The organism is Kitasatospora sp. CB02891 (genome assembly GCF_002803145.1).
Classification (GTDB): Bacteria; Actinomycetota; Actinomycetes; order Streptomycetales; family Streptomycetaceae; genus Kitasatospora; species Kitasatospora griseola.
On record NZ_NNBO01000010.1, the window covers coordinates 19889 to 40437 of the forward strand.

Genomic DNA, 20549 nt, shown 5'->3' on the forward strand with positions numbered 1-20549 from the left:
CAGCCTTGTTGTACAACGGAGGTGGGGTCGATCAGGCGCTTTCGTCGACCCAGCTCATCAGCTTGCGCAGCTTCTTGCCGGTGGTCTCCAGCAGGTGGTCGGCGTCCGCGTTCTTGTACTCGTTGTACTTGGGCAGGCCGGCCTTGTACTCGGCGATCCAGGTGTTGGCGAAGGTGCCGTCCTGGATCTCGGCGAGGACCTTCTTCATCTCGGCCTTGGTGTCGGCGGTGATGATGCGGGGGCCGGTGACGTAGTCGCCCCACTCGGCGGTCTCGGAGACCGACCAGCGCATCTTCTCCAGGCCGCCCTCGTACATCAGGTCGACGATCAGCTTCAGCTCGTGGAGGCACTCGAAGTAGGCGATCTCGGGCTGGTAGCCCGCCTCGACCAGGGTCTCGAAGCCGGCCTTGACCAGGGCGGCGGTGCCACCGCAGAGGACGGCCTGCTCACCGAACAGGTCGGTCTCGGTCTCCTCGGTGAAGGTGGTCTTGATGACGCCGGCCTTGGTGCCGCCGATGCCCTTGGCGTACGACAGCGCCAGGTCGAAGGCCTTGCCGGTGGCGTCCTGCTCGACGGCCACGATGCACGGGACGCCGCGACCCTCCTGGTACTGGCGACGGACCAGGTGGCCCGGGCCCTTCGGGGCGACCATGCAGACGTCGACGTCGGCCGGCGGCTGGATGAAGCCGAAGCGGATGTTCAGGCCGTGGCCGAAGAACAGGGCGTCGCCCGCCTTCAGGTTCGGCTCGATGGCCTCCTTGTAGACGTCGGCCTGGATCGGGTCCGGCACCAGGATCATGATGACGTCGGCCTCGGCCGCGGCCTCGGCCGGGGTGACCACGCGCAGGCCGGCCTCCTGGGCGGCGGCACGGGACTTGGAGCCCTCCAGCAGGCCGACGCGGACGTCCACGCCCGAGTCGCGCAGCGACAGCGCGTGGGCGTGGCCCTGGCTGCCGTAGCCGATGACCGCGACCTTGCGGGCCTGGATGATGGACAGGTCGGCGTCGTCTTCGTAGAACAGCTCGGCCACGGGGGCACATCTCCTTGCGTGGTGGTGTTGCCGGGGGTTCCTACCGTAGGCGCACCCGGCGGGGGTTCGGTGGTGGTGCTCAAGTGTTGATACGGCGCGCTGAGCGCGTCCTTCGAGGGCGGTGGTGGGCGGCGGGCGGGAGAGACGACCGGTGTCAGGCGCTGCGGTCGAGGGCCCGCAGCGAGCGGTCGGTGATGGAACGGGCGCCGCGGCCGATCGCGACCAGGCCGGACTGCACCAACTCCTTGATGCCGTAAGGCTCCAGCATCTTCAGCATGGCCTCCAGCTTGTCCGAGGAGCCGGTCGCCTCGACGGTCACCGCGTCGGGCGACACGTCGACGGTCTTGGCGCGGAACAGCTGGACGATCTCGGTGACCTGGGAGCGGGTCTCGGCGTCGGCGCGGACCTTCACCAGGACGAGTTCGCGCTGGACGGCCTGGGCCTGGTCCAGTTCCACGATCTTGATCACGTTGACCAGCTTGTTGAGCTGCTTGGTGACCTGCTCCAGCGGCAGCTCCTCGACGTTGACCACGATGGTCATCCGGGAGATGTCGGGGTGCTCGGTCGGGCCGACCGCCAGCGAGTCGATGTTGAAGCCGCGGCGGGAGAACAGCGCGGCGATCCGGGCGAGCACGCCGGGCTTGTTCTCGACCAGGACCGACAGGGTGTGCTTGGACATGGTGGTCATCGCTTTCCGACTCGTCAGTCCTGGTCGTCGCCGAAGTCGGGACGCACGCCCCGGGCGAACTGGATCTCGTCATTGCTGGTGCCGGCCGCGACCATCGGCCAGACCATCGCGTCCTGGTGGACGATGAAGTCGATGACCACCGGGCGGTCGTTGATCTCCATGGCCTGCTTGATGACCGCGTCCAGGTCCTCGGGGCGCTCGCAGCGCAGGCCGACGCAGCCCATCGCCTCGGACAGCATCACGAAGTCCGGGATCCGGGTGCCCTGGGCGGGCTGCTCGATGCCGTCGTGGCCCGGGCCGGAGTGCAGCACGGTGTTGGAGTAGCGCTGGTTGTAGAACAGCGTCTGCCACTGGCGGACCATGCCCAGCGAGCCGTTGTTGATGACCGCGACCTTGATCGGCAGGTTGTTCAGGGTGCAGGTGGTCAGTTCCTGATTGGTCATCTGGAAGCAGCCGTCGCCGTCGATCGCCCAGACCGGGACGTCCGGCTTCCCCGCCTTGGCGCCCATCGCGGCCGGCACGGCGTAGCCCATGGTCCCGGCGCCGCCGGAGTTCAGCCAGGTCGCGGGCTTCTCGAACTGGATGAACTGGCTGGCCCACATCTGGTGCTGGCCGACGCCCGCGGCGTAGATCGCGTCCGGGCCGACCAGCTGGCCGATCCGCTCGATCACCTGCTGCGGCGACAGCATGCCCGCGGGGGCCGGCTCGTGGCCGATCGGGTAGGTCTTCTTCCAGTGGTCCAGCTTGGTCCACCAGTCCGTGTAGTCGCCGCGGTGGCCGGCGTCGAACTCGGCCTGGACGGCGACGATCAGGTCGGCCAGCACCTCGCGGGCGTCGCCGACGATCGGGACGTCCGCCGGGCGGTTCTTGCCGATCTCGGCCGGGTCGATGTCGGCGTGCACGACCTTGGCGTTCGGGGCGAACGAGTCGAGCCTGCCGGTGACCCGGTCGTCGAAGCGGGCGCCCAGGGTGAACAGCAGGTCGGACTTCTGCAGCGCGGTGACGGCCGGGACCGAGCCGTGCATGCCGGGCATGCCCAGGTGCTGCGGGTGGCTGTCCGGGAAGACGCCGATCGCCATCAGGGTGGTGACCACGGGGGCGCCGGTCAGCTCGGCCAGGATCCGCAGCTCCGCGCCGGCGTTGGCCTTCAGCACGCCGCCGCCGACGTACAGCACCGGGCGCTTGGAGTTGACCAGCAGCTTGGCGGCCTCGCGGATCTGCTTGGCGTGCGGCTTGGTGACCGGGCGGTAGCCGGGCAGCGAGGCCTCGACCGGCCAGCGGAAGGTGGTGGTGGCCTGCAGCGCGTCCTTGGCGATGTCGACCAGGACCGGGCCGGGGCGGCCGGTGGCGGCGATGTGGAACGCCTCGGCGATCACCCGGGGGATCTCGGCGGGGTCGGTCACCAGATAGTTGTGCTTGGTGATCGGCATCGTGATGCCGCAGATGTCCGCCTCCTGGAAGGCGTCCGTGCCGATCGCCTTGGAGGCGACCTGGCCGGTGATCGCGACCATCGGGACGGAGTCCATGTAGGCGTCGGCGATCGGGGTGACCAGGTTGGTGGCGCCGGGGCCCGAGGTGGCCATGCAGACGCCGACCTTGCCGGTGGCCTGCGCGTAGCCGGTCGCGGCGTGGCCGGCGCCCTGCTCGTGGCGGACCAGGATGTGCCGGACCTTGGTGGAGTCCATCAGCGGGTCGTACGCGGGGAGGATGGCGCCGCCCGGAATGCCGAAGACCGTGTCGGCCCCGACGGCCTCGAGCGAGCGAATGAGCGACTGCGCGCCGGTCATCGTCTCGACGGTCTGCTGACCCGGAGCGTGGGCGGCCGGGTGGTCCCCGCGGCGGGGGGTTGCGGCGTGCTCAGTCATCTGCCTGTCTCTTCTCGGGTTCTGCTCGGGGTGGCGCCGGCCCTGGTGGCGGTGGCTCCCGGGGCGGTCTCCGGCGGTGCCTCGATCGTCCGGATTTCGGGGGGTTGAGGCCAGGGTTCCTGCGGTGGCCGACCCGGATTCGTGCAACAAAAAACCCCTCGTGCCAAGGGCATGCGAGGGGGAGGCGCGTCAGGCTGGTCTTCAGCCGACGCGCCCGCCAAGTACGAGAATTCGGGTGGTCATGGCACCGACCTTCCTCCCACGCGGCGGTGGGTGTCAAGCTGGTGGGACCGACGTCTCACCATTCGGGCCGCCGATCGGACCGCCGACGGTGTGGCGTTGCGGCAGCTCAAGGCCGCTGTGGAGGGGTACCGGACGGGCCGCCGAGGCCTCCGAGAGGCCGCCCGTGCGGGGCTCCGGGGTGAGCAGCGGGCGCCGGCCGGCGTGGCCCTGACCGGGGCGCGGGACGGGGTAGCCGCGGCGCAGCAGGGCGCGGCGCAGCCGCAGTTCGTCGAGCGGCCGGTCGAAGGCCAGGCCCTGGCCGCGCCGGCAGCCGAGCTCCTGGAGCACGGCGACCTGCCGGGGGTGGTCGACGCCGTCGGCGCCGGTGACCAGGCCGAGGTCCCGGCCGAGGCGCAGCGCGTGCCCGGCGAGCGCCCGGGTGAGGGTGGAGTCGGCGATGTCCTGGACCAGGCTGCGGTCCAGTTTGAGCGCGTCGAACGGCATCCGGGCGAGGACGCCGAGCGAGCCGCCGCCGGCGCCGAACCCGGCGAGCGCGGTGGACACCCCGAGCCGGCGGAACGCGGCCAGCCGGCGGCCGAGTTCGTCGGCGAGCGCGTCGGGGCCCATCCGGGAGACCTCCAGGACCAGCAGGTCGGGCGGCAGTTCGGTGTCCCGCAGGGCGCCCGCCAGGGTCTCGTACATGCCGGGGGCGCAGAGCCGTTCGGCGGCCAGCCGGACGGTGACCGCGACGGGCGGGGCGGCGGGGCCGTCGGCGCGGCGGCGGGCGGCGGCGGCGACCGCCTCGGTGACCAGCCAGCGGGCGAACCGGGTGGCGCCGTCGCCGGTGTCGGCGGTGCGCAGGAACTCGGCGGGGGTGAGCAGCATGCCTTCGGCGGAGCGCCAGCGGGCCTGCGCCTCGACGCCGGTGAGCCGGCCGCCGGCCAGTTCGACCACGGGCTGGTGGAGCAGCGCGAAGGAGCCTTCGCGGACGGCGGCGCGCAGTCGTTCCTCCAGTTCGCCGCGCCGGTCGAGTTCGGCGCGCATCGCGGGCGTGTAGAGCACCACCCGGCCCTTGCCGCGGGACTTGGCCTGGTACATCGCCAGGTCGGCGTTGCGCAGCAGTTCGTCGGCGGCGAGGGCGGCCAGGTGGTCGGCGCTGCGGGCCCGGGCGTCCTCGTCCTCGCCGGGGACGGGTTCGGGGACGGGCAGCGGGCTGTCGGGGCCGAACGCGATGCCGATCGAGGCGGCGACGCCGAGTTCGGCGCCGCCGATCCAGTACGGCTCGGTGAGCGCGGCGCGGATCCGTTCGGCGAGGTCGCGGACCTGCGGGTGGCCGAGCCGGCCGCGGACCAGGACGGCGAACTCGTCGCCGCCGAACCGGGCGACGGTGTCCTCGGTGCGGACGGCGGCCTGGAGCCGGCGGGCGGCCTGCACCAGGAGTTCGTCGCCGACCTGGTGGCCCGCGGTGTCGTTGACGGCCTTGAAGCCGTCGAGGTCGAGGAAGAGCACGGCGACGGCGGTGCCGGCCGGGCCCTGCGCGGAGAGCGCGGCCCGGACCCGGTGGGCGAAGAGGGCGCGGTTGGGCAGGTCGGTCAGCGGGTCGTGGAACGCGTTGTGCTGCAACTGGGCCTGCAGGCGCACCCGTTCGGTGATGTCGCGGCTGTTCAGGATCAGCCCGTCGCGGTACGGGTTGACGGTGGATTCGACGTGCAGCCACTCCCCCTCGCCGGAGCGGATCCGGCACTCCACCCGGGCGGAGGGCTCGCCGTTGTGGAACCGGGCGCCCCGGGCGCGGGCCAGGATCCGGCGCACCTCGGCCAGCACCCGGTCGACGTCCTCGGGGTGGACCAGGTTGAGCAGGTTGCCGCCGACCAGTTCCTCCGGGTCGCGGTTGTAGACCCGCAGCGCGGCGGGGCTGATGTAGGACAGCGCGCCGGACGGTCCGGCGATCATGATGACGTCGCTGGAGCCCTGCACCAGGGAGCGGAAGTGGGCTTCCTTGGTGGCGAGTTCTTGCGCCAGCGACAGGTTGTCGATCAGCATGACGCCCTGCCGGATGATCAGGGCCAGACCGACGGTGCTGGCGGCGGCGAGCATCACCCGGTCCAGCGGGCGGCCGCCGAGCGCGTTGTAGAGGATGCCGGCGGTGCAGACCGCGGCGGCGGCGTAGGGCGTGAGCGCGCTGAACGTGGAGGCGACCCGGCGGCGCGGCGAGCCCTGGGCGGACGGGTGCTCGCGGCTGGCCCGGCGGGTGTGCGACCAGGGCGCCCAGGCGAGCAGCAGGGAGCCGGCGAACCAGCCGGCGTCCAGCAGTTCGCCGGAGTGGTAGTCGCTGTGGAACTGCGGGGTGGTGAACAGCGCGTCGCACACCACGGTGACGGCGAGGCCGATCATCGCGGTGTGCACGGCGGCCCGGTTGCGGTCCCGGCCGCGGACGTTCAGGCCGACCACCAGGCTGACCAGCAGGATGTCCAGCACGGGGTAGCCGAGGCCGAGGGCGAGCTTCAGCGCGGAGTCACCGTCGCCGGCGGCGACCCGGCCGAGCGCCAGGCTCCAGCTGAGGGTGAACAGCGAGCCGGCCACCAGCCAGGCGTCCAGCACCAGGCAGAGCCAGCCGGCCGGGTTGCGGGGGCGCTGGGCGAGCACCAGCAGGCCGGTGATGGCGAGCGGGGCGAACAGCAGGAACGGGTAGTCGGCGGCGGAGTCCGGCGGCAGCGGCCGGCCGAGCACCACCTCGTACCAGCCCCACACGCCGTTGCCGAACGCCACCACCGCCGAGGAGAGGCCGAACAGCAGCCAGGCGGGACGGGTGTGGCCGCCGATCGCGACGCCGTGCGCGACACAGGACAGCGCGGCCGCGAGGGCGGCTCCGGCGAGGCCGAAGTCCCCCATCACCAGGGCGAGTTCGCACGATCCCCAGCCGATCCCGGCGCCCACCGCGTACCCGGCGCAGAGCACCGCGAGCAGCACGGCCGTGAGCCTGCGCAGGGCAGGGCGGGCAGGCAGCACCGATTCGGTGGAGTTCAATCGACATCTCCCCCTCCGGCCCGTGGCCGTACCGGTGTTCCCGCTCCGGACCCTACACCAATCCCGTCACGCACCGGCACGCCTCCTCAACTCAGCGTAATGATTGCCAGGTGGGGCGGGGGGCCTTCGGGGCGGTGTCGCCCGTTCGGCCCAGGCGTCGACCCTTTCGGGAAGGGCGGCGAGGCATCGGGGCCCCGGCCGGACCCACCTGACGATCCCTCAGTTCGCCCGACCCGGCGGGACGTTCGCGGCATCCCGCCCGGCGGCCTTCCACCAGGCCGGGTTGTCGCGGTACCAGTCGACGGTGTCGGCCAGGCCGCGGGCGAACGGGACCTGCGGCCGGTAGCCGAGCTCCTCGCGGATCTTGCGCTCGTCCAGCGAGTAGCGCAGGTCGTGGCCCTTGCGGTCGGCGACGTGGCGCACCGCGCTCCAGTCGGCGCCGAGGTGCTCCAGCAGCCGTTCGGTGATCTGCCGGTTGGTCCGCTCGTCGCCGCCGCCCACGTTGTAGACCTCGCCGGCCCGGCCGCCGTCGAGCACCAGCTGGACCGCCCGGCAGTGGTCGTCCACGTGCAGCCACTCGCGGATGTTGGCGCCCTCGCCGTACAGCGGGACGGGCCGGCCCTCCAGCAGGTTGGTGATGAACAGCGGGATGAGCTTCTCGGGGTGCTGGTACGGGCCGTAGTTGTTGGAGCAGCGGGTGGTCGAGACGTTCAGCCCGTGGGTGCGGAAGTAGGCGCGGGCGATCAGGTCGGCGCCGGCCTTGGAGGCGGCGTACGGGGAGTTGGGCAGCAGCGGCGACTCCTCCGTCCAGGAGCCCCGGTCGATGCTGCCGTACACCTCGTCGGTCGAGACGTGCACCACCCGCTCGACTCCGGAGCGCAGCGCGGCCTCCAGGACGTTCTGGGTGCCGCCGACGTTGGTGCGGACGAACTCGGCGGCGGACTCCAGCGAGCGGTCCACGTGCGACTCGGCGGCGAAGTGCACCACCGCGTCGTGGCCGGGCGTCAGTTGGCGCAGCAGGTCGAGGTCGCAGACGTCGCCGTGCACGAAGTCCAGCCGGGGGTCGGCGGCCGGCAGGTTCTCCCGGTTGCCCGCGTACGTCAGCTTGTCGACGACCGTCACCCGGGCGCCGCGCAGGCCGGGGTAGCCGTCCGCGAGCAGCGTCCGGACGTAGTGCGAGCCGATGAAGCCGGCGCCGCCGGTGACCAGGATTCTCATGGGGTTCTCTTCCCGAAAACGACGGTGCCCGCCCCCACTTCGGGAACGGGCACCGTACGGAGCGACAGCACTCGGGCGAGCTGCTCCGGGCTGTGCCTGCCAGTCCTTGCGCGGCAAGCCGCTCCAGGCTGTGCTGATGGTCCTTACGCGGCAAGCCGCTCCAGGATCAGGTCCTTCACCTTCGCGGCGTCGGCCTGCCCACGGGTGGCCTTCATGACGGCGCCGACCAGCGCGCCGACGGCCTGCACCTTGCCGTCGCGGATCTTCGCGGCGACGTCCGGGTTGTCGGCGATCGCCTGGTCGACGGCCGCGCCGAGCGCGGAGTCGTCGGAGACCACGGCCAGGCCGCGCTTCTCCACGACCTGGTCCGGCTCGCCCTCGCCGGCGAGGACGCCCTCGATGACCTGGCGGGCCAGCTTGTCGTTCAGCTTGCCCTCGGCGACCAGCGCGCAGACCCGGGCCACCTGGGCCGGGGTGATCGGCTGCTCGGACAGCTCGGTGCCGGTCTCGTTGGCGCGCCGCGCCAGCTCGCCCATCCACCACTTGCGGGCCTGGTCGGCGGGGGCGCCGGCCGCGATGGTCTCGGTGATCGGCTCGACCGCGCCGGCGTTCAGCACCGACTGCATGTCCTGGTCGTTCAGGCCCCACTCGGCCTGCAGCCGGGCCCGGCGGACCCGGGGCAGCTCGGGCAGGCCGGCCCGCAGTTCCTCGACCCACGCGCGGGCCGGGGCGACGGGGACCAGGTCGGGCTCCGGGAAGTACCGGTAGTCCTCGGCGTTGTCCTTGATCCGGCCGGAGGTGGTGGAGCCGTCCTCCTCGTGGAAGTGCCGGGTCTCCTGGATGATCGTCCCGCCGTCGGTGAGCACCGTGGCGTGCCGCTGGATCTCGAACCGGGCGGCCCGCTCGACGCTGCGCAGCGAGTTGACGTTCTTGGTCTCGCTGCGGGTGCCGAAGGTCTCGGTGCCGTTGGGGCGCAGCGACAGGTTGACGTCGCAGCGCATCTGGCCCTTGTCCATCCGGGCCTCGGAGACGCCCAGCGCCTTGATCAGCTCGCGCAGCTCGGCGACGTACGCCTTGGCGACCTCCGGAGCCCGGTGGCCCGCGCCCTCGATCGGCTTGGTGACGATCTCGATCAGCGGGATGCCGGCCCGGTTGTAGTCGAGCAGCGAGTACTCGGCGCCGTGGATGCGGCCGGTGGCGCCGCCGACGTGGGTGGACTTGCCGGTGTCCTCCTCCATGTGGGCGCGCTCGATCTCCACCCGGAAGACCTCGCCGTCCTCCAGCTGCACGTCGAGGTAGCCGTTGAAGGCGATCGGCTCGTCGTACTGGCTGGTCTGGAAGTTCTTCGGCATGTCCGGGTAGAAGTAGTTCTTCCGGGCGAACCGGCACCACTCCGCGATCTCGCAGTTCAGCGCGAGACCGATCCGGATCGCGGACTCCACGCCGACCGCGTTGACCACCGGCAGCGAGCCGGGCAGGCCGAGGCAGGTCGGGCAGGTCTGCGAGTTCGGTTCCGCGCCCAGCTCGGTGGAGCAGCCGCAGAACATCTTGGTCTTGGTACCCAGCTCGACGTGGACCTCAAGGCCCATCACCGGGTCGTACGAGGCGAGAGCCTCCTCGTAGGAGACCAGGCTCATGACGCTCACAGCGTCCCTTCTTCAGTCATGGGAGGTTCAGCCGAGCAGGACGTCGTCGTCGCCGAGCCGCTTGAGCTCGCGCACGAGGAGCGCGGTGCCGGTCACCAGGGCGGCGGCGCCGACCAGGGCGTTGATCAGCTTGAGGGTGTCGTTGTCCTCACGGGCGTGGCGGACGTCCTTGACGATGGAGATCGCCCCGAACGCGCTGGTGCCGATGGACAGCCACAGGCCGGGCTTCGAGTGCTTCCAGCCCTTGGCCTTCTCGATCTTGCTCACAGTGCCGGTGCCTCCTCCAGCAGGGTGTGACCCCACTTGTCGTTGAGCGCGGCCTCGACGGCGCCGCCCACGCGGTAGAGGCGGTCGTCCGCCATCGCGGGGGCGATGATCTGCAGGCCGACCGGGAGATTGTCCTCCGGGGCGAGCCCGCAGGGCAGCGACATGGCCGCGTTGCCCGCCAGGTTCGAGGGAATGGTGCACAGGTCGGCGAGGTACATCGCCATCGGGTCGTCCGCCCGCTCGCCGATCGGGAACGCGGTGGTCGGCGTGGTCGGGGAGATCAGCACGTCCACCCCGGCGAACGCGGCGTCGAAGTCCCGGGAGATCAGCGTCCGGACCTTCTGCGCCGAGCCGTAGTAGGCGTCGTAGTAGCCCGAGGACAGCGCGTAGGTGCCGAGGATGATGCGGCGCTTGACCTCGTCGCCGAAGCCGGCCTCCCGGGTCAGCGCGGTGACCTGCTCGGCGGAGCGGGTGCCGTCGTCGCCGACCCGCAGGCCGTAGCGCATCGCGTCGAACCGGGCCAGGTTCGAGGAGCACTCGGACGGGGCGATCAGGTAGTACGCGGGCAGCGCCAGCGTGAACGACGGGCAGGACACCTCGACGACCTCGGCGCCCAGCTCGCGCAGCAGCTCCACCGACTCGTTGAAGCGCTGCATGACGCCGGGCTGGTAGCCCTCGCCCGCGAACTCCTTGACGATGCCGATCCGCATGCCGCGGATGTCGCGCATCTTCGCGGCCTCGACGACGGCCGGCACCGGCGCGTCGATCGAGGTGGAGTCCAGCGGGTCGTGGCCGGCGATGGCCTCGTGCAGCAGCGCCGCGTCCAGCACGGTGCGGGCGCACGGGCCGCCCTGGTCGAGCGAGGACGAGAAGGCGACCAGGCCGTAGCGGGACACCGAACCGTAGGTCGGCTTGACGCCGACGGTGCCGGTGACGGCGCCGGGCTGGCGGATCGAGCCACCGGTGTCGGTGCCGATCGCCAGCGGCGCCTCGAACGCGGCGAGCGCCGCCGCGGAGCCGCCGCCGGAGCCGCCGGGGATCCGGGTCAGGTCCCACGGGTTGCCGGTCGGGCCGTACGCCGAGTTCTCGGTGGAGGAGCCCATCGCGAACTCGTCCATGTTGGTCTTGCCGAGGATGACGACGTCCGCGTCCTTCAGACGCCGCGTCAGCGTGGCGTCGTAGGGCGGGATCCAGCCCTCCAGCATCTTCGAGCCGCAGGTGGTCGGGATGCCCTTGGTGGTGAAGACGTCCTTCAGCGCCAGCGGCACGCCGGCCAGCGGGCTGAGCTGCTCGCCCTTGGCCCGCTTGTCGTCGACCTTGCGGGCGGCGGCCAGCGCGCCCTCGCTGTCGACGTGCAGGAAGGCGTTGACCTTCTTGTCGACGGCGTTGATGCGGTCCAGGTGGGCCTGGGCGACCTCGACGGCCGAGACCTCGCCCTTGGCGATCGCGGAGGCCGTCTCGGCCGCCGTGTACTTGATCAGGTCGGTCATCTCGGTCAGTCCTCCCCGAGGATCTGCGGCACTCGGAAACGCTGGTCCTCACTCGCCGGGGCGCCGGAAAGCGCCTGCTCCGGGGTCAGCGACTGTCGCACCTCGTCCGCCCGCATGACGTTGCTCAGCGGGAGCGGGTGGGAGGTCGGCGGGACGTCCTGCCCCGCGACCTCGGAAACGCGGGCGACCGCGCCGATGATCACGTCGAGCTGCTCGGCGAAGTGGTCCAACTCCTCCGCCTGCAACTCCAGACGCGACAGCCGGGCGAGGTGGGCGACCTCCTCGCGCGTGATGCCAGGCATGCAGCGATCCTCAAGGGTGAGTTCCGGTGAGCGGGCGGCCCTGGGCGCACCCGTCCTTTTTGGTCTTGAGGGCCCATCCTATGGCCACCGAGCGCCCCGACAGGGGCGCGGGGAACCGCGCGGGCGACCCGGCGGACGTGGAAAGGTCCGCCCGAGGACGGAACTGCCCTCCTCGGACGGACCTCGCCGGCGAAGAACTACCTCGGAAGCGACGAGACCGGCGCCGCCCCCGTCCGCCGCACCTGCAGCCACGCCGTCGCCTGGTCGGCGGGCAGCGCGGCGGAGACCAGCCACCCCTGGACGGCGTCCACCCCGAGGTCGTGCAGCCGCTCCCAGGTCTCGTCGTCCTCGACGCCCTCGGCGACCACCGTCAGGCCCAGCGAGTGGGCGAGTTCGACGGAGCAGCGGACCACCGCCGCGTCGTGGTCGTCGGCGACCATCCGGGAGACGAACGAGCGGTCGATCTTCAGCTCGCCGACCGGGAGGCTGCGCAGCCGCACCAGCGAGGAGTGCCCGGTGCCGAAGTCGTCCAGCGACATCCGGACGCCGTAGCGGCGCAGTTCGGCCAGCGTGTCGGCGGCCCGCCGGCTGTCGTCCAGCAGCAGCCGTTCGGTGATCTCCAGCTGGAGCGCCTCGGCCGGGACCTGGTGCCGGGTCAGGTGGCCGGCGACCCGGGCGGCGAACCCCGGATTGAGGACGTCGCGCGGCGAGACGTTGACGGCGACCGGCACCATCAGGCCCTGGTGGCGCCAGCGGGCGATCTGCCCGACGGCGCTCTCCAGGACGTAGTCGGTGAGCCGGGGCATCAGCCCGGAGGACTCGGCGAGGCTGATGAACTCGTCGGGGGGCACCCGGCCCTGCCCGGGCCGTTCCCAGCGCACCAGCGCCTCCAGGCCGACCACCCGGCCGTCGAAGGCGACCTTCGGCTGGTAGTGCAGCGCGACCTCGTTCATCTCCAGCGCCCGGCGCAGGTCGCCGAGCAGGCCGATCCGGTACGGGGTGTCCAAGTCCCGTGCCTCGTCGTACAGTTCGACGCCGCTGCGGCTGTGCTGGGCGTGGCCCATCGCCACGTCGGCCCGGCGCAGAAGCGATTCTGCGTCCTGGGCGTGCGTCGGGTGCACACAGACCCCGGCGCTGGCCTCCAGCACCAGCAGCAGCCCGTCCAGCCGGATCGGTGCGGCGAGTTCGGCGATCAGCCCCTTCGCCATCCGCTCCAGCAGCTCGGGGCTGCCGACGCCGGGGAGCAGCACCGCGAACTCGTCGCCGCCCATCCGGGCCACCACCGGGCGCTCGCTGCGGCGGCGCACCGGCGGCGGCAGCACGGCGGCCTCCGGGTTCTGCGCGAAGCTGGTGCCGGCCCGCAGCGCCCGGTGCAGTCGGCGGGCGATGTGCACCAGCAGCCGGTCGCCGGCGGTGTGCCCGAGTGCGTCGTTCAGTGACCGGAAGCGGTCCAGGTCGAGCAGGATCAGCCCGACGCTGTAGCCGGGTTCGCCCTCGTGCGCGGCCAGCGCCTCCTGGGTGGCGATCAGCAGGGCCTGCCGGTTGGGCAGGTCGGTCAGCGGGTCGGTGAGCTGGTCCCTGGCCCGATCGCGGGCGATCCGCCAGGCGGCGACCAGCACCGCCAGCGGAACCGCGAACAGCGGGAGCAGTTCGGGTTCGTAGCGGTACACCAGGACGGCCAACGGGATCAGCGGCGCGGCGCCGGCCAGCAGGACGCCGAACAGCAGCACCGCCCCCGCCATCCCCTGCGGCGGGCGCGTGGGCGCGCCACCGGTCGTACGATCCATAAGCCCAGTCCTCCGTCGGGCCCGCCCCCGCTGGGCCGCCTCACGGTGAGGCACCCCCTCCTCGGGATGCCGGTGGACGTCAGACGAGGGCGTGTCCCCGGGGCTCCGGCAGAACCGGTGCCACACACTCCTGCTGACAGTTCGTAGCGCCCAGGGTAAGCCGGGGTCCGCCGCACGGGCGCACTTTCCGGTCACCTCCGAGCGCGACGTCATATCCGCGCGCTGCTCGATGACACAATGCCCGATTTCGCTCTCGAACACCCGACTGACGCGGCATCAGGACGATAACGACCCGTCAGGAAACCTGCTCCTGCGGTACTTCTCCGGCATTTTCCCCACCGGCCTCCTCTTCGACGTCCAGCCCGAGGTGCCGGCGGGCCGCGTCCGCGCCCTGGCCGAGCAGCACCTCGAAGCCCGCGTCGTCCAGCACCGGAACGCCGAGCTGCACCGCTTTGTCGTACTTGGAGCCGGGGTTGTCGCCGACCACCACGAAGTGCGTCTTCTTCGACACCGAGCCGGTGACCTTCGCGCCGCGCGAGGTCAGCGCCTCCTTCGCGCCGTCCCGGGTGTGCCCGGCGAGGGTGCCGGTGACCACCACGGTCATGCCCTCCAGCGGGCGTTCGCCCTGCTCCTCGCCGGCCTCCTCGGTGAACTGCACCCCGGCGTCCTTCCACTTCCGGAGGATCTCGCGGTGCCACTCCTCGGCGTACCACTCCTTGACGGACCGGGCGATGGTCGGCCCGACGCCCTCGACGGCGGCGAGTTCGGTCTCGTCGGCGGCGAAGATCCGCTCCAGGTCACGGAACTCGCGGGCCAGCTCCTGCGCCGCCACCGGGCCGACGTGGCGGATCGACAGGCCGTTCAGGAAGCGCCACAGCGGGCGGTCCTTGGCGCCGCGCAGGTTGTCCAGCAGAACGCCGGTGTTCTTCTTCGGCGCGCCGGCGGTGGTGGCGAAGAAGGAGACCTTCTTCTCCTTGCCGGTCTTGTCGTCCAGCTTGGGCATGCCGGTCTTCGGGTCGCGCACCAGCACCTTGATCGGCAGCAGCTGCTCCTCGGTCAGGTCGAAGATGTCGCCCTCGTCCTTGACCGGCGGGTCGGCGGGCTCCAGCGGCTGGGTGAGCGCGGTCGCCGCGACGTAGCCCAGGCCCTCGACGTCCAGGCACTGGCGACCGCCGAGGAACGCGATCCGCTCGCGGATCTGCGCCGGGCAGTGCTGGGCGTTCGGGCAGCGCAGGTCGATGTCGCCCTCGGACATCGGGCGCAGCTCGCTGCCGCACTCCGGGCAGTGGGTGGGCATCTCGAACGCCCGCTCGGCGCCGTCGCGCAGGTCGTAGACCGGGCCGAGGATCTCCGGGATCACGTCGCCGGCCTTGCGCAGCACGATGGTGTCGCCGAGCAGCACGTCCTTGGCCTTGACGATCTGCTGGTTGTGCAGCGTCGCGTACTGCACCATCGAGCCGGCCACCTTCACCGGCTCGGCCAGCACCGCGTACGGGGTGGCCCGGCCGGTGCGGCCGATGCCGATCTTGATCTCGGCGAGCTTGCCGGTGACCTCCTCCGGCGGGTACTTCCAGGCGATCGCCCAGCGCGGCGACTTGGAGGTGGAGCCGAGCCGGCCCTGGAGGGCGATCTCGTCGACCTTGACCACCACGCCGTCGATCTCGTGCTCGACGGAGTGCCGCTGCTCGCCGAAGTGCTTGATGAACGCCCGCACTTCGTCCAGCGTCCCGACGACCTTGTTGTGCTTGGCCGTCGGCAGGCCCCAGTCGTGCAGCAGCTGGTAGGCGTGCGACTGGCAGTCGATGTCGAAGCCGACCCGGGCGCCGATGCCGTGCACCACCATCCGCAGCGGGCGGGCGGCGGTGATCAGCGGGTCCTTCTGGCGGAGCGAACCGGCGGCGGCGTTGCGCGGGTTCATGAACAGCCGGATCATCGCCCGCGGCCGCTTGCCCTCCTTGGCGCGCTCCTCGTTCTCCTGCCGGCGGCGCTCGTTCTCCTCGGCGAACGAGGCGTTCAGCGCGTCGAACTCCTCGCTGGGGAAGTACACCTCGCCGCGGATCTCCACCAGCGCGGGGACGTCGTCGCCGTGCAGGCGGTGCGGGATCTCCTTGATGGTGCGGACGTTGGCCGTGATGTCCTCGCCGACCCGGCCGTCGCCGCGGGTCGCGGCCTGCACCAGCACCCCGTTCTCGTACGTCAGGTTGACGGCCAGCCCGTCGACCTTCAGTTCGCACAGGTAGTGGTACTCGATGCCGGCCAGCTCGCCGGCGACCCGCTCGGCCCAGGCGGCGAGCTCGTCGGCGTCCATCGCGTTGTCCAGGCTGAGCAGCCGCTCGCGGTGCTCGACCGGCGCGAACAGCACGGTCGGCGCGCCGCCGACCTTCTGGGTCGGCGAGTCGGGCGTCACCAGCGCCGGGTGCTCGGCCTCCAGCGCCTCCAACTCCCGCATCAGCCGGTCGAATTCGGCGTCGCTGACGGTCGGTGCGTCCAGCTCGTAGTACCGGGACCGGTGCTCCTCGATCTCCGTCGCCAATTCGGCGTGCCGGGTCCGCACCTCCGCCGGGATCTCCTCCCAGCCCTCCACAGCCGCCACCGCGCCGTCCTCCTCGCTCGTCACTCCGGGTTGTCCACCAGGCTCCGTGCCGCCCGCACCGCCGCGGCCAACGCCCGCCGCGCGTACGCCGGGGACGCCCCCGCGAGCCCGCACGTCGGCGTCACCACCACCCGGCGGCCCAGGAGCTCCGGCGCCAGCCCGAGCCTGCGCCACAACGTCCTGACACTCCGGACACTACCGGCCGGGTCCGACAGCGCTTCTGATTGAACCGCAGCGGCGTCGGTGGACGGCACCACGCCGGCGAGGATCAGCGTCCCGCCCTCGATCGCCTCGCCGAGGTCGTCGTCGTGACGCTGCGTCAGCAGCCCGAAGTCCAGGCTGATCCCGGCCACCCCCGCCCGGCGCAGCAGCGGGATCGGCACCTCGGGCGCACAACTGTGCACCAGCACCGGCGTGTTCACGCCCTGGATCACGTCCCGCAGCGCCTGTTCGGCGAGCTGGCGGTCGATCGCGCGCAGCCGCTGGAAGCCGCTGGCGGTCTTCACCGATCCGGCCAGCACGGCGGGCAGCAGCGGCTCGTCCAGCTGCAGCACCACCGTCGCTCCGGGCACCCGGCGGCGGACGTCCTCCAGGTGGCGGCGCAGCCCCTCGGTCAGCGACTCCGCGATGTCGCGGCAGGCGCCCGGGTCGCTGAGCGCCTTCTCGCCGTGCTTCAGCTCGATCGACCCGGCCAGTGTCCACGGCCCGACGGCCTGGATCTTCAGCAGTCCTTCGTAACCCTGCGTGTACTCCTCCAGCGCGTCCAGGTCCTCCCCCAGCCAGGACCGGGCCCGCTTGGTGTCCCGCCCCGGGTGGTCGGTGAACCGCCACCCGCTCGGCTCGGTCTGCACGAACAGCTCGGTCAGCAGGCCGGCCCCGCGCCCGATCATGTCCGCCCCGGGCCCGCGCCCGGGCAGTTCCGGCAGGTGCGGCAGCTGCTCCAGCTCCGCCGCCACCCCCCGCGCCATCTCCCGCACATCCCCGCCGGGCATCGACCCCACGCCGGTCGCGGCCCCGGCCAGCTCTCCGAAAACGTCCACGTCAGTCACGGGACAGAGCCTACGCAGCCCCGGCCGGTCGTTCGCGCCTCAGGCGGCGTCGAGGAAGCCGGTCAGGCTGCGCACGTAGTCCTCGGGGTGCGAGACGTGCGGGACGTGGCCGGCTCCCGCCAGTTCCCGGACCTCGGCCCGGGGCAGGGCCTCGCCGAGCCTGGAGATGATGGCCGGGAACCACGGCGGGCTCTCGGTGCCGTTGGTCAGCAGGGCGGGGCCGGTGTAGTCGGGCAGCCGGGCGAGGTCGAGGAACAGCCAGTCGGGGTCGGCCAGTTCGTCGAGGAAGGTGGGGGCGTTGGTGACGAGGGCGTCCCGGAGCCAGTCCGGGAGCTGCTCCCAGTTCCCCGGGCCGAGGGCGACCTCGTCGACGAACTGCTCGGCGCCCGCGAGGTCCTCGCCCGCGCGCAGATGTGCGCGGACGGACTCCAGCTTCTCCTCCATGGCCCGCATCAGCGGCCGGAGGTCCGGGTCCTCCGCCACGATCCCCATCAGCGGGGGCTCGTGCGCCGCCAGGCTCCGGAACAGCTCGGGGCGCCGGGCGGCCAGGCCCAGCGCCGTCGAGGCCCCGAAGGAGTTGCCCGCGACGTGCGCCGGAGCCAGGTCGAACGTCTCGATCAGCGCGGCGAGGTCCTGCTCGTCCTCGGTCCTGGACCCCTGCCCGTCGGGGCGTTCGCTCCGGCTGTGCCCCCGCCGGTCGTAGACCAGGACGCGGTACCGCTCGGCGAGGCCGGGCACCACGGAGCCCCAGGTGAGGTGGTCGCTCCACGACCCGTGGACCAGCACCAGCGGGTCGCCGTCCCCCGCCAGCTCGTAGTAGAGGCCGACGCCGTTCACCCGGGCCAGAGGCATGCGCGCACTCCTCGCGCCGTGGAGCCGCGACCGCGGCCCCGTCCCTCCAGTGGACCGCAGGCGCGGGCCCCCGGCTACTGGCCGGGGCGGACGGTGATCTCGGTGATCTCCGCGTCGCGCGGCAGGTCGAGCGCGGCGAGGATCGCGGTGGCGACCGACTCCGGGGCGATCCACTTCGCCGGGTCGTACTCCTTGCCCTCCTGCTGGTGCACCTTCACCTGCATCGCGGTGGCGGTGCGCCCGGGGTAGACGCTGGTGACCCGGACCCCGTGGGCGTGCTCCTCCTGCCGCAGCGCGTCGGCGAGCGCACGCACCGCGAACTTGCTGGCCGCGTACGAGCCCCAGGTCGGGTCGGCGCGCTGGCCGGCGCCGGAGTTGACGAAGACCACGTGGCCGCGGGCGAGCCGCAGCGAGGGGAGCAGCAGCCGGGTGATCTCGGCGGGCGCGACGGTGTTGACGTTCAGCTGCTGCTGCCACGCCTTGACGGGGGTCTCGCCGACGGTGCCGAGTTCGACCACGCCGGCGATGTGCAGCAGCGAGTCGAGTTCGACGGGCAGCGCCTGGTGGCCGAACGCCCAGGACAGCTTGGCCGGGTCGTCGAGGTCGCCGACCAGCGTCCGCGCCTCGGGGTAGCGCTCGCGCAGCTGCGCGGCACGGCGCGCGTCGCGGGCGAGCAGCCAGACTTCCTCGCCGCGGGCGGTGAGCTTGTCGGCGACGGCGGAGCCGATGCCGGAGCCGGCTCCGGTGATCAGGTGGGCACCCATGGGATTCCTCAGTTCTGCTGGACGGTCGCGTGGGCGAGGGCTTCGGCGGGAGTCTGCGCGAAGGACACCAGCTCGGCGAGCGGACGCGGCAGGAACCCGTCGCGGTCCATCCGTTCGAGCTGGGTGCGCATCCCGGCGTAGAAGCCCTCGGTGTCGAGCAGCACGATCGGCTTGTCGTGCTGACCGTGCTTCTTCAGTTCCAGCACCTCGGTGACTTCGTCCAGCGTCCCGATCCCGCCGACCAGCACCACCAGCGCGTCCCCGCGGGCCAGCAACTCGGCCTTCCTGGTCGGCAGATCGGGCATCACCACCAGCTCGTCGGCGCCCTCGTACGCCTTGTGCCGCAGGAACTCCACCGACACCCCGACGAGCCGGCCCCCGGCCTCCTTCGCCTCGTCGGCCAGCAGCCCCATCAGCCCGGTGTGCGACCCGCCCCACACCAGGGTGTGCCCGGCCGCCCCGAGCAGCCGGGCGAACTCCGCCGCCGGGGCGGTGTACTTGGCATCGAGCAGGTTCGCCGAACAGAAGACCGTGATGTTCATAGTGCAACCAGTCCTATCACCGGCCGACACACCCGGGTCAAGCCGATAATCCGCCGGGCAGTCGCTAGACGCCCCGGGCCTCGACGGCCCGCTCGGTGCTCGCGATCGTCGCCGAGCCGACCACCCGGGTGCCGTCGTACAGCACCACGGCCTGGCCGGGGGCGATGCCGCGGGCCGGGGTGTCGAGGCGGACGTGCAGCTGGTCGTCCGTCAGGACGGCCGTCACGGGGACCTCTTCGCCGTGGGCGCGCAGCTGCGCGGTATAACGGCCTTCGCCGGTGGCGGGGGCGCCGCACCAGCGGGGGCGGATGGCGGTGAGGGCGTGCACGTCGAGGCCGCTGGCGGGGCCGACGGTGACGGTGTTGTCGACCGGCGAGATGTCGAGCACGTAGCGGGGCTTGCCGTCGGCGGCGGGGCGGCCGAGGCGGAGGCCCTTGCGCTGGCCGATGGTGAAGCCGTACGCGCCGTCGTGCTCGCCGAGCTTGGTGCCGTCGGTGTCGAGGATGTCGCCGGTGGCGGTGCCGAGGCGCTCGGCGAGGAAGCCCTGGGTGTCGCCGTCGGTGATGAAGCAGATGTCGTGGCTGTCGGGCTTCTTGGCGACGGCGAGGCCGCGCCGGTCGGCCTCCTCGCGGATGACGTCCTTGGTGGTGTCGCCGAGCGGGAACAGCGAGTGGGCGAGCTGGTCGGCGTCGAGGACGCCGAGCACGTACGACTGGTCCTTGGCGCCGTCGACCGCCCGGTGGAGTTCGCGGGCGCCGTCGGGCAGGTCGACGATCCGGGCGTAGTGGCCGGTGCAGACGGCGTCGAAGCCGAGTGCGATCGCCTTGTCGAGCAGCGCGGCGAACTTGATCTTCTCGTTGCAGCGCAGGCACGGGTTGGGGGTGCGCCCGGCGGCGTACTCGGCGACGAAGTCCTCGATCACGTCCTCGCGGAAGCGCTCCGCCAAGTCCCAGACGTAGAACGGGATGCCGATCACGTCGGCGGCGCGGCGGGCGTCCCGGGAGTCCTCCAGGGTGCAGCAGCCGCGCGCGCCGGTGCGGAAGGACTGCGGGTTGCTGGCGAGCGCCAGGTGGACGCCGGTCACCTCGTGGCCTGCTTCGACGGCCCGGGCGGCGGCGACGGCGGAGTCGACGCCGCCGGACATCGCGGCGAGCACGCGCAGACGGCCGGTGGACGGGGTGGTCGGGGCGCCGGGGAAGTCAGTCAT

Annotated in this window: 15 protein-coding genes and 1 pseudogene; all 16 read right to left on the reverse strand. The window is 72.1% G+C overall.

The window, feature by feature from the left end; genetic code table 11:
• Positions 1-31: 31 nt before the first annotated feature.
• Positions 32-1030 (reverse strand): ketol-acid reductoisomerase, encoded by a 999-nt coding sequence (ilvC, locus tag CG736_RS21990; RefSeq protein WP_043916121.1) that lies wholly within the window; start codon positions 1028-1030, stop codon positions 32-34.
• A gap of 154 nt (positions 1031-1184) precedes the next feature.
• Positions 1185-1709, reverse strand: coding sequence for an acetolactate synthase small subunit (gene ilvN / locus CG736_RS21995; protein WP_043916846.1), 525 nt, complete (start codon positions 1707-1709; stop codon positions 1185-1187).
• Positions 1710-1732: 23 nt separating this feature from the next.
• Entirely contained in the window at positions 1733-3583 is a 1851-nt protein-coding gene (locus tag CG736_RS22000) for an acetolactate synthase large subunit (protein WP_100587927.1), read from the reverse strand.
• 276 nt (positions 3584-3859) lie between these two features.
• Positions 3860-6832: a bifunctional diguanylate cyclase/phosphodiesterase gene (locus CG736_RS22005; RefSeq protein WP_100587928.1), complete on the reverse strand. Its 2973-nt coding sequence runs from the start codon at positions 6830-6832 to the stop codon at positions 3860-3862.
• A 219-nt stretch (positions 6833-7051) separates the two neighbouring features.
• Entirely contained in the window at positions 7052-8050 is a 999-nt protein-coding gene (gene rfbB / locus CG736_RS22010; RefSeq protein WP_100587929.1) for a dTDP-glucose 4,6-dehydratase, read from the reverse strand.
• Between the two features lie 143 nt (positions 8051-8193).
• Positions 8194-9696 carry an Asp-tRNA(Asn)/Glu-tRNA(Gln) amidotransferase subunit GatB gene (gene gatB / locus CG736_RS22015; protein ID WP_100587930.1) on the reverse strand — a complete coding sequence of 501 codons (1503 nt, stop codon included), beginning with the start codon at positions 9694-9696 and terminating at the stop codon, positions 8194-8196.
• 27 nt (positions 9697-9723) lie between these two features.
• The gene (locus CG736_RS22020; RefSeq protein WP_043916116.1) at positions 9724-9963 is read right to left on the reverse strand and encodes a hypothetical protein; all 240 of its coding nucleotides are present in this window, start codon (positions 9961-9963) and stop codon (positions 9724-9726) included.
• Positions 9960-11453: an Asp-tRNA(Asn)/Glu-tRNA(Gln) amidotransferase subunit GatA gene (gene gatA / locus CG736_RS22025; protein WP_100587931.1), complete on the reverse strand. Its 1494-nt coding sequence runs from the start codon at positions 11451-11453 to the stop codon at positions 9960-9962. The genes CG736_RS22020 and gatA overlap by 4 nt, the downstream gene beginning before the upstream one ends.
• A gap of 5 nt (positions 11454-11458) precedes the next feature.
• Positions 11459-11755 carry an Asp-tRNA(Asn)/Glu-tRNA(Gln) amidotransferase subunit GatC gene (gene gatC / locus CG736_RS22030; protein WP_035866399.1) on the reverse strand — a complete coding sequence of 99 codons (297 nt, stop codon included), beginning with the start codon at positions 11753-11755 and terminating at the stop codon, positions 11459-11461.
• 197 nt (positions 11756-11952) lie between these two features.
• Positions 11953-13527 (reverse strand): annotated as a pseudogene (locus CG736_RS22035) (putative bifunctional diguanylate cyclase/phosphodiesterase); the annotation flags it as partial.
• Positions 13528-13837: 310 nt separating this feature from the next.
• The gene (gene ligA, locus CG736_RS22040; protein WP_369880252.1) at positions 13838-16159 is read right to left on the reverse strand and encodes an NAD-dependent DNA ligase LigA; all 2322 of its coding nucleotides are present in this window, start codon (positions 16157-16159) and stop codon (positions 13838-13840) included.
• Positions 16156-17127: a methionine synthase gene (locus CG736_RS22045; protein ID WP_232734121.1), complete on the reverse strand. Its 972-nt coding sequence runs from the start codon at positions 17125-17127 to the stop codon at positions 16156-16158. The genes ligA and CG736_RS22045 overlap by 4 nt, the downstream gene beginning before the upstream one ends.
• Before the next feature lie 96 nt (positions 17128-17223).
• Positions 17224-18036 (reverse strand): alpha/beta fold hydrolase, encoded by an 813-nt coding sequence (locus CG736_RS22050; protein WP_100587934.1) that lies wholly within the window; start codon positions 18034-18036, stop codon positions 17224-17226.
• 74 nt (positions 18037-18110) lie between these two features.
• A complete protein-coding gene (locus CG736_RS22055; protein ID WP_100587935.1) occupies positions 18111-18800 on the reverse strand; it encodes an SDR family oxidoreductase in 690 nt (229 codons plus the stop codon).
• Between the two features lie 8 nt (positions 18801-18808).
• On the reverse strand, positions 18809-19342 hold the full coding sequence (locus CG736_RS22060; RefSeq protein ID WP_100587936.1) for a TIGR00730 family Rossman fold protein: 534 nt from the start codon (positions 19340-19342) through the stop codon (positions 18809-18811).
• Between the two features lie 64 nt (positions 19343-19406).
• Positions 19407-20549, reverse strand: a complete 1143-nt coding sequence (mnmA, locus tag CG736_RS22065) for a tRNA 2-thiouridine(34) synthase MnmA (RefSeq protein ID WP_100587937.1) — start codon at positions 20547-20549, stop codon at positions 19407-19409.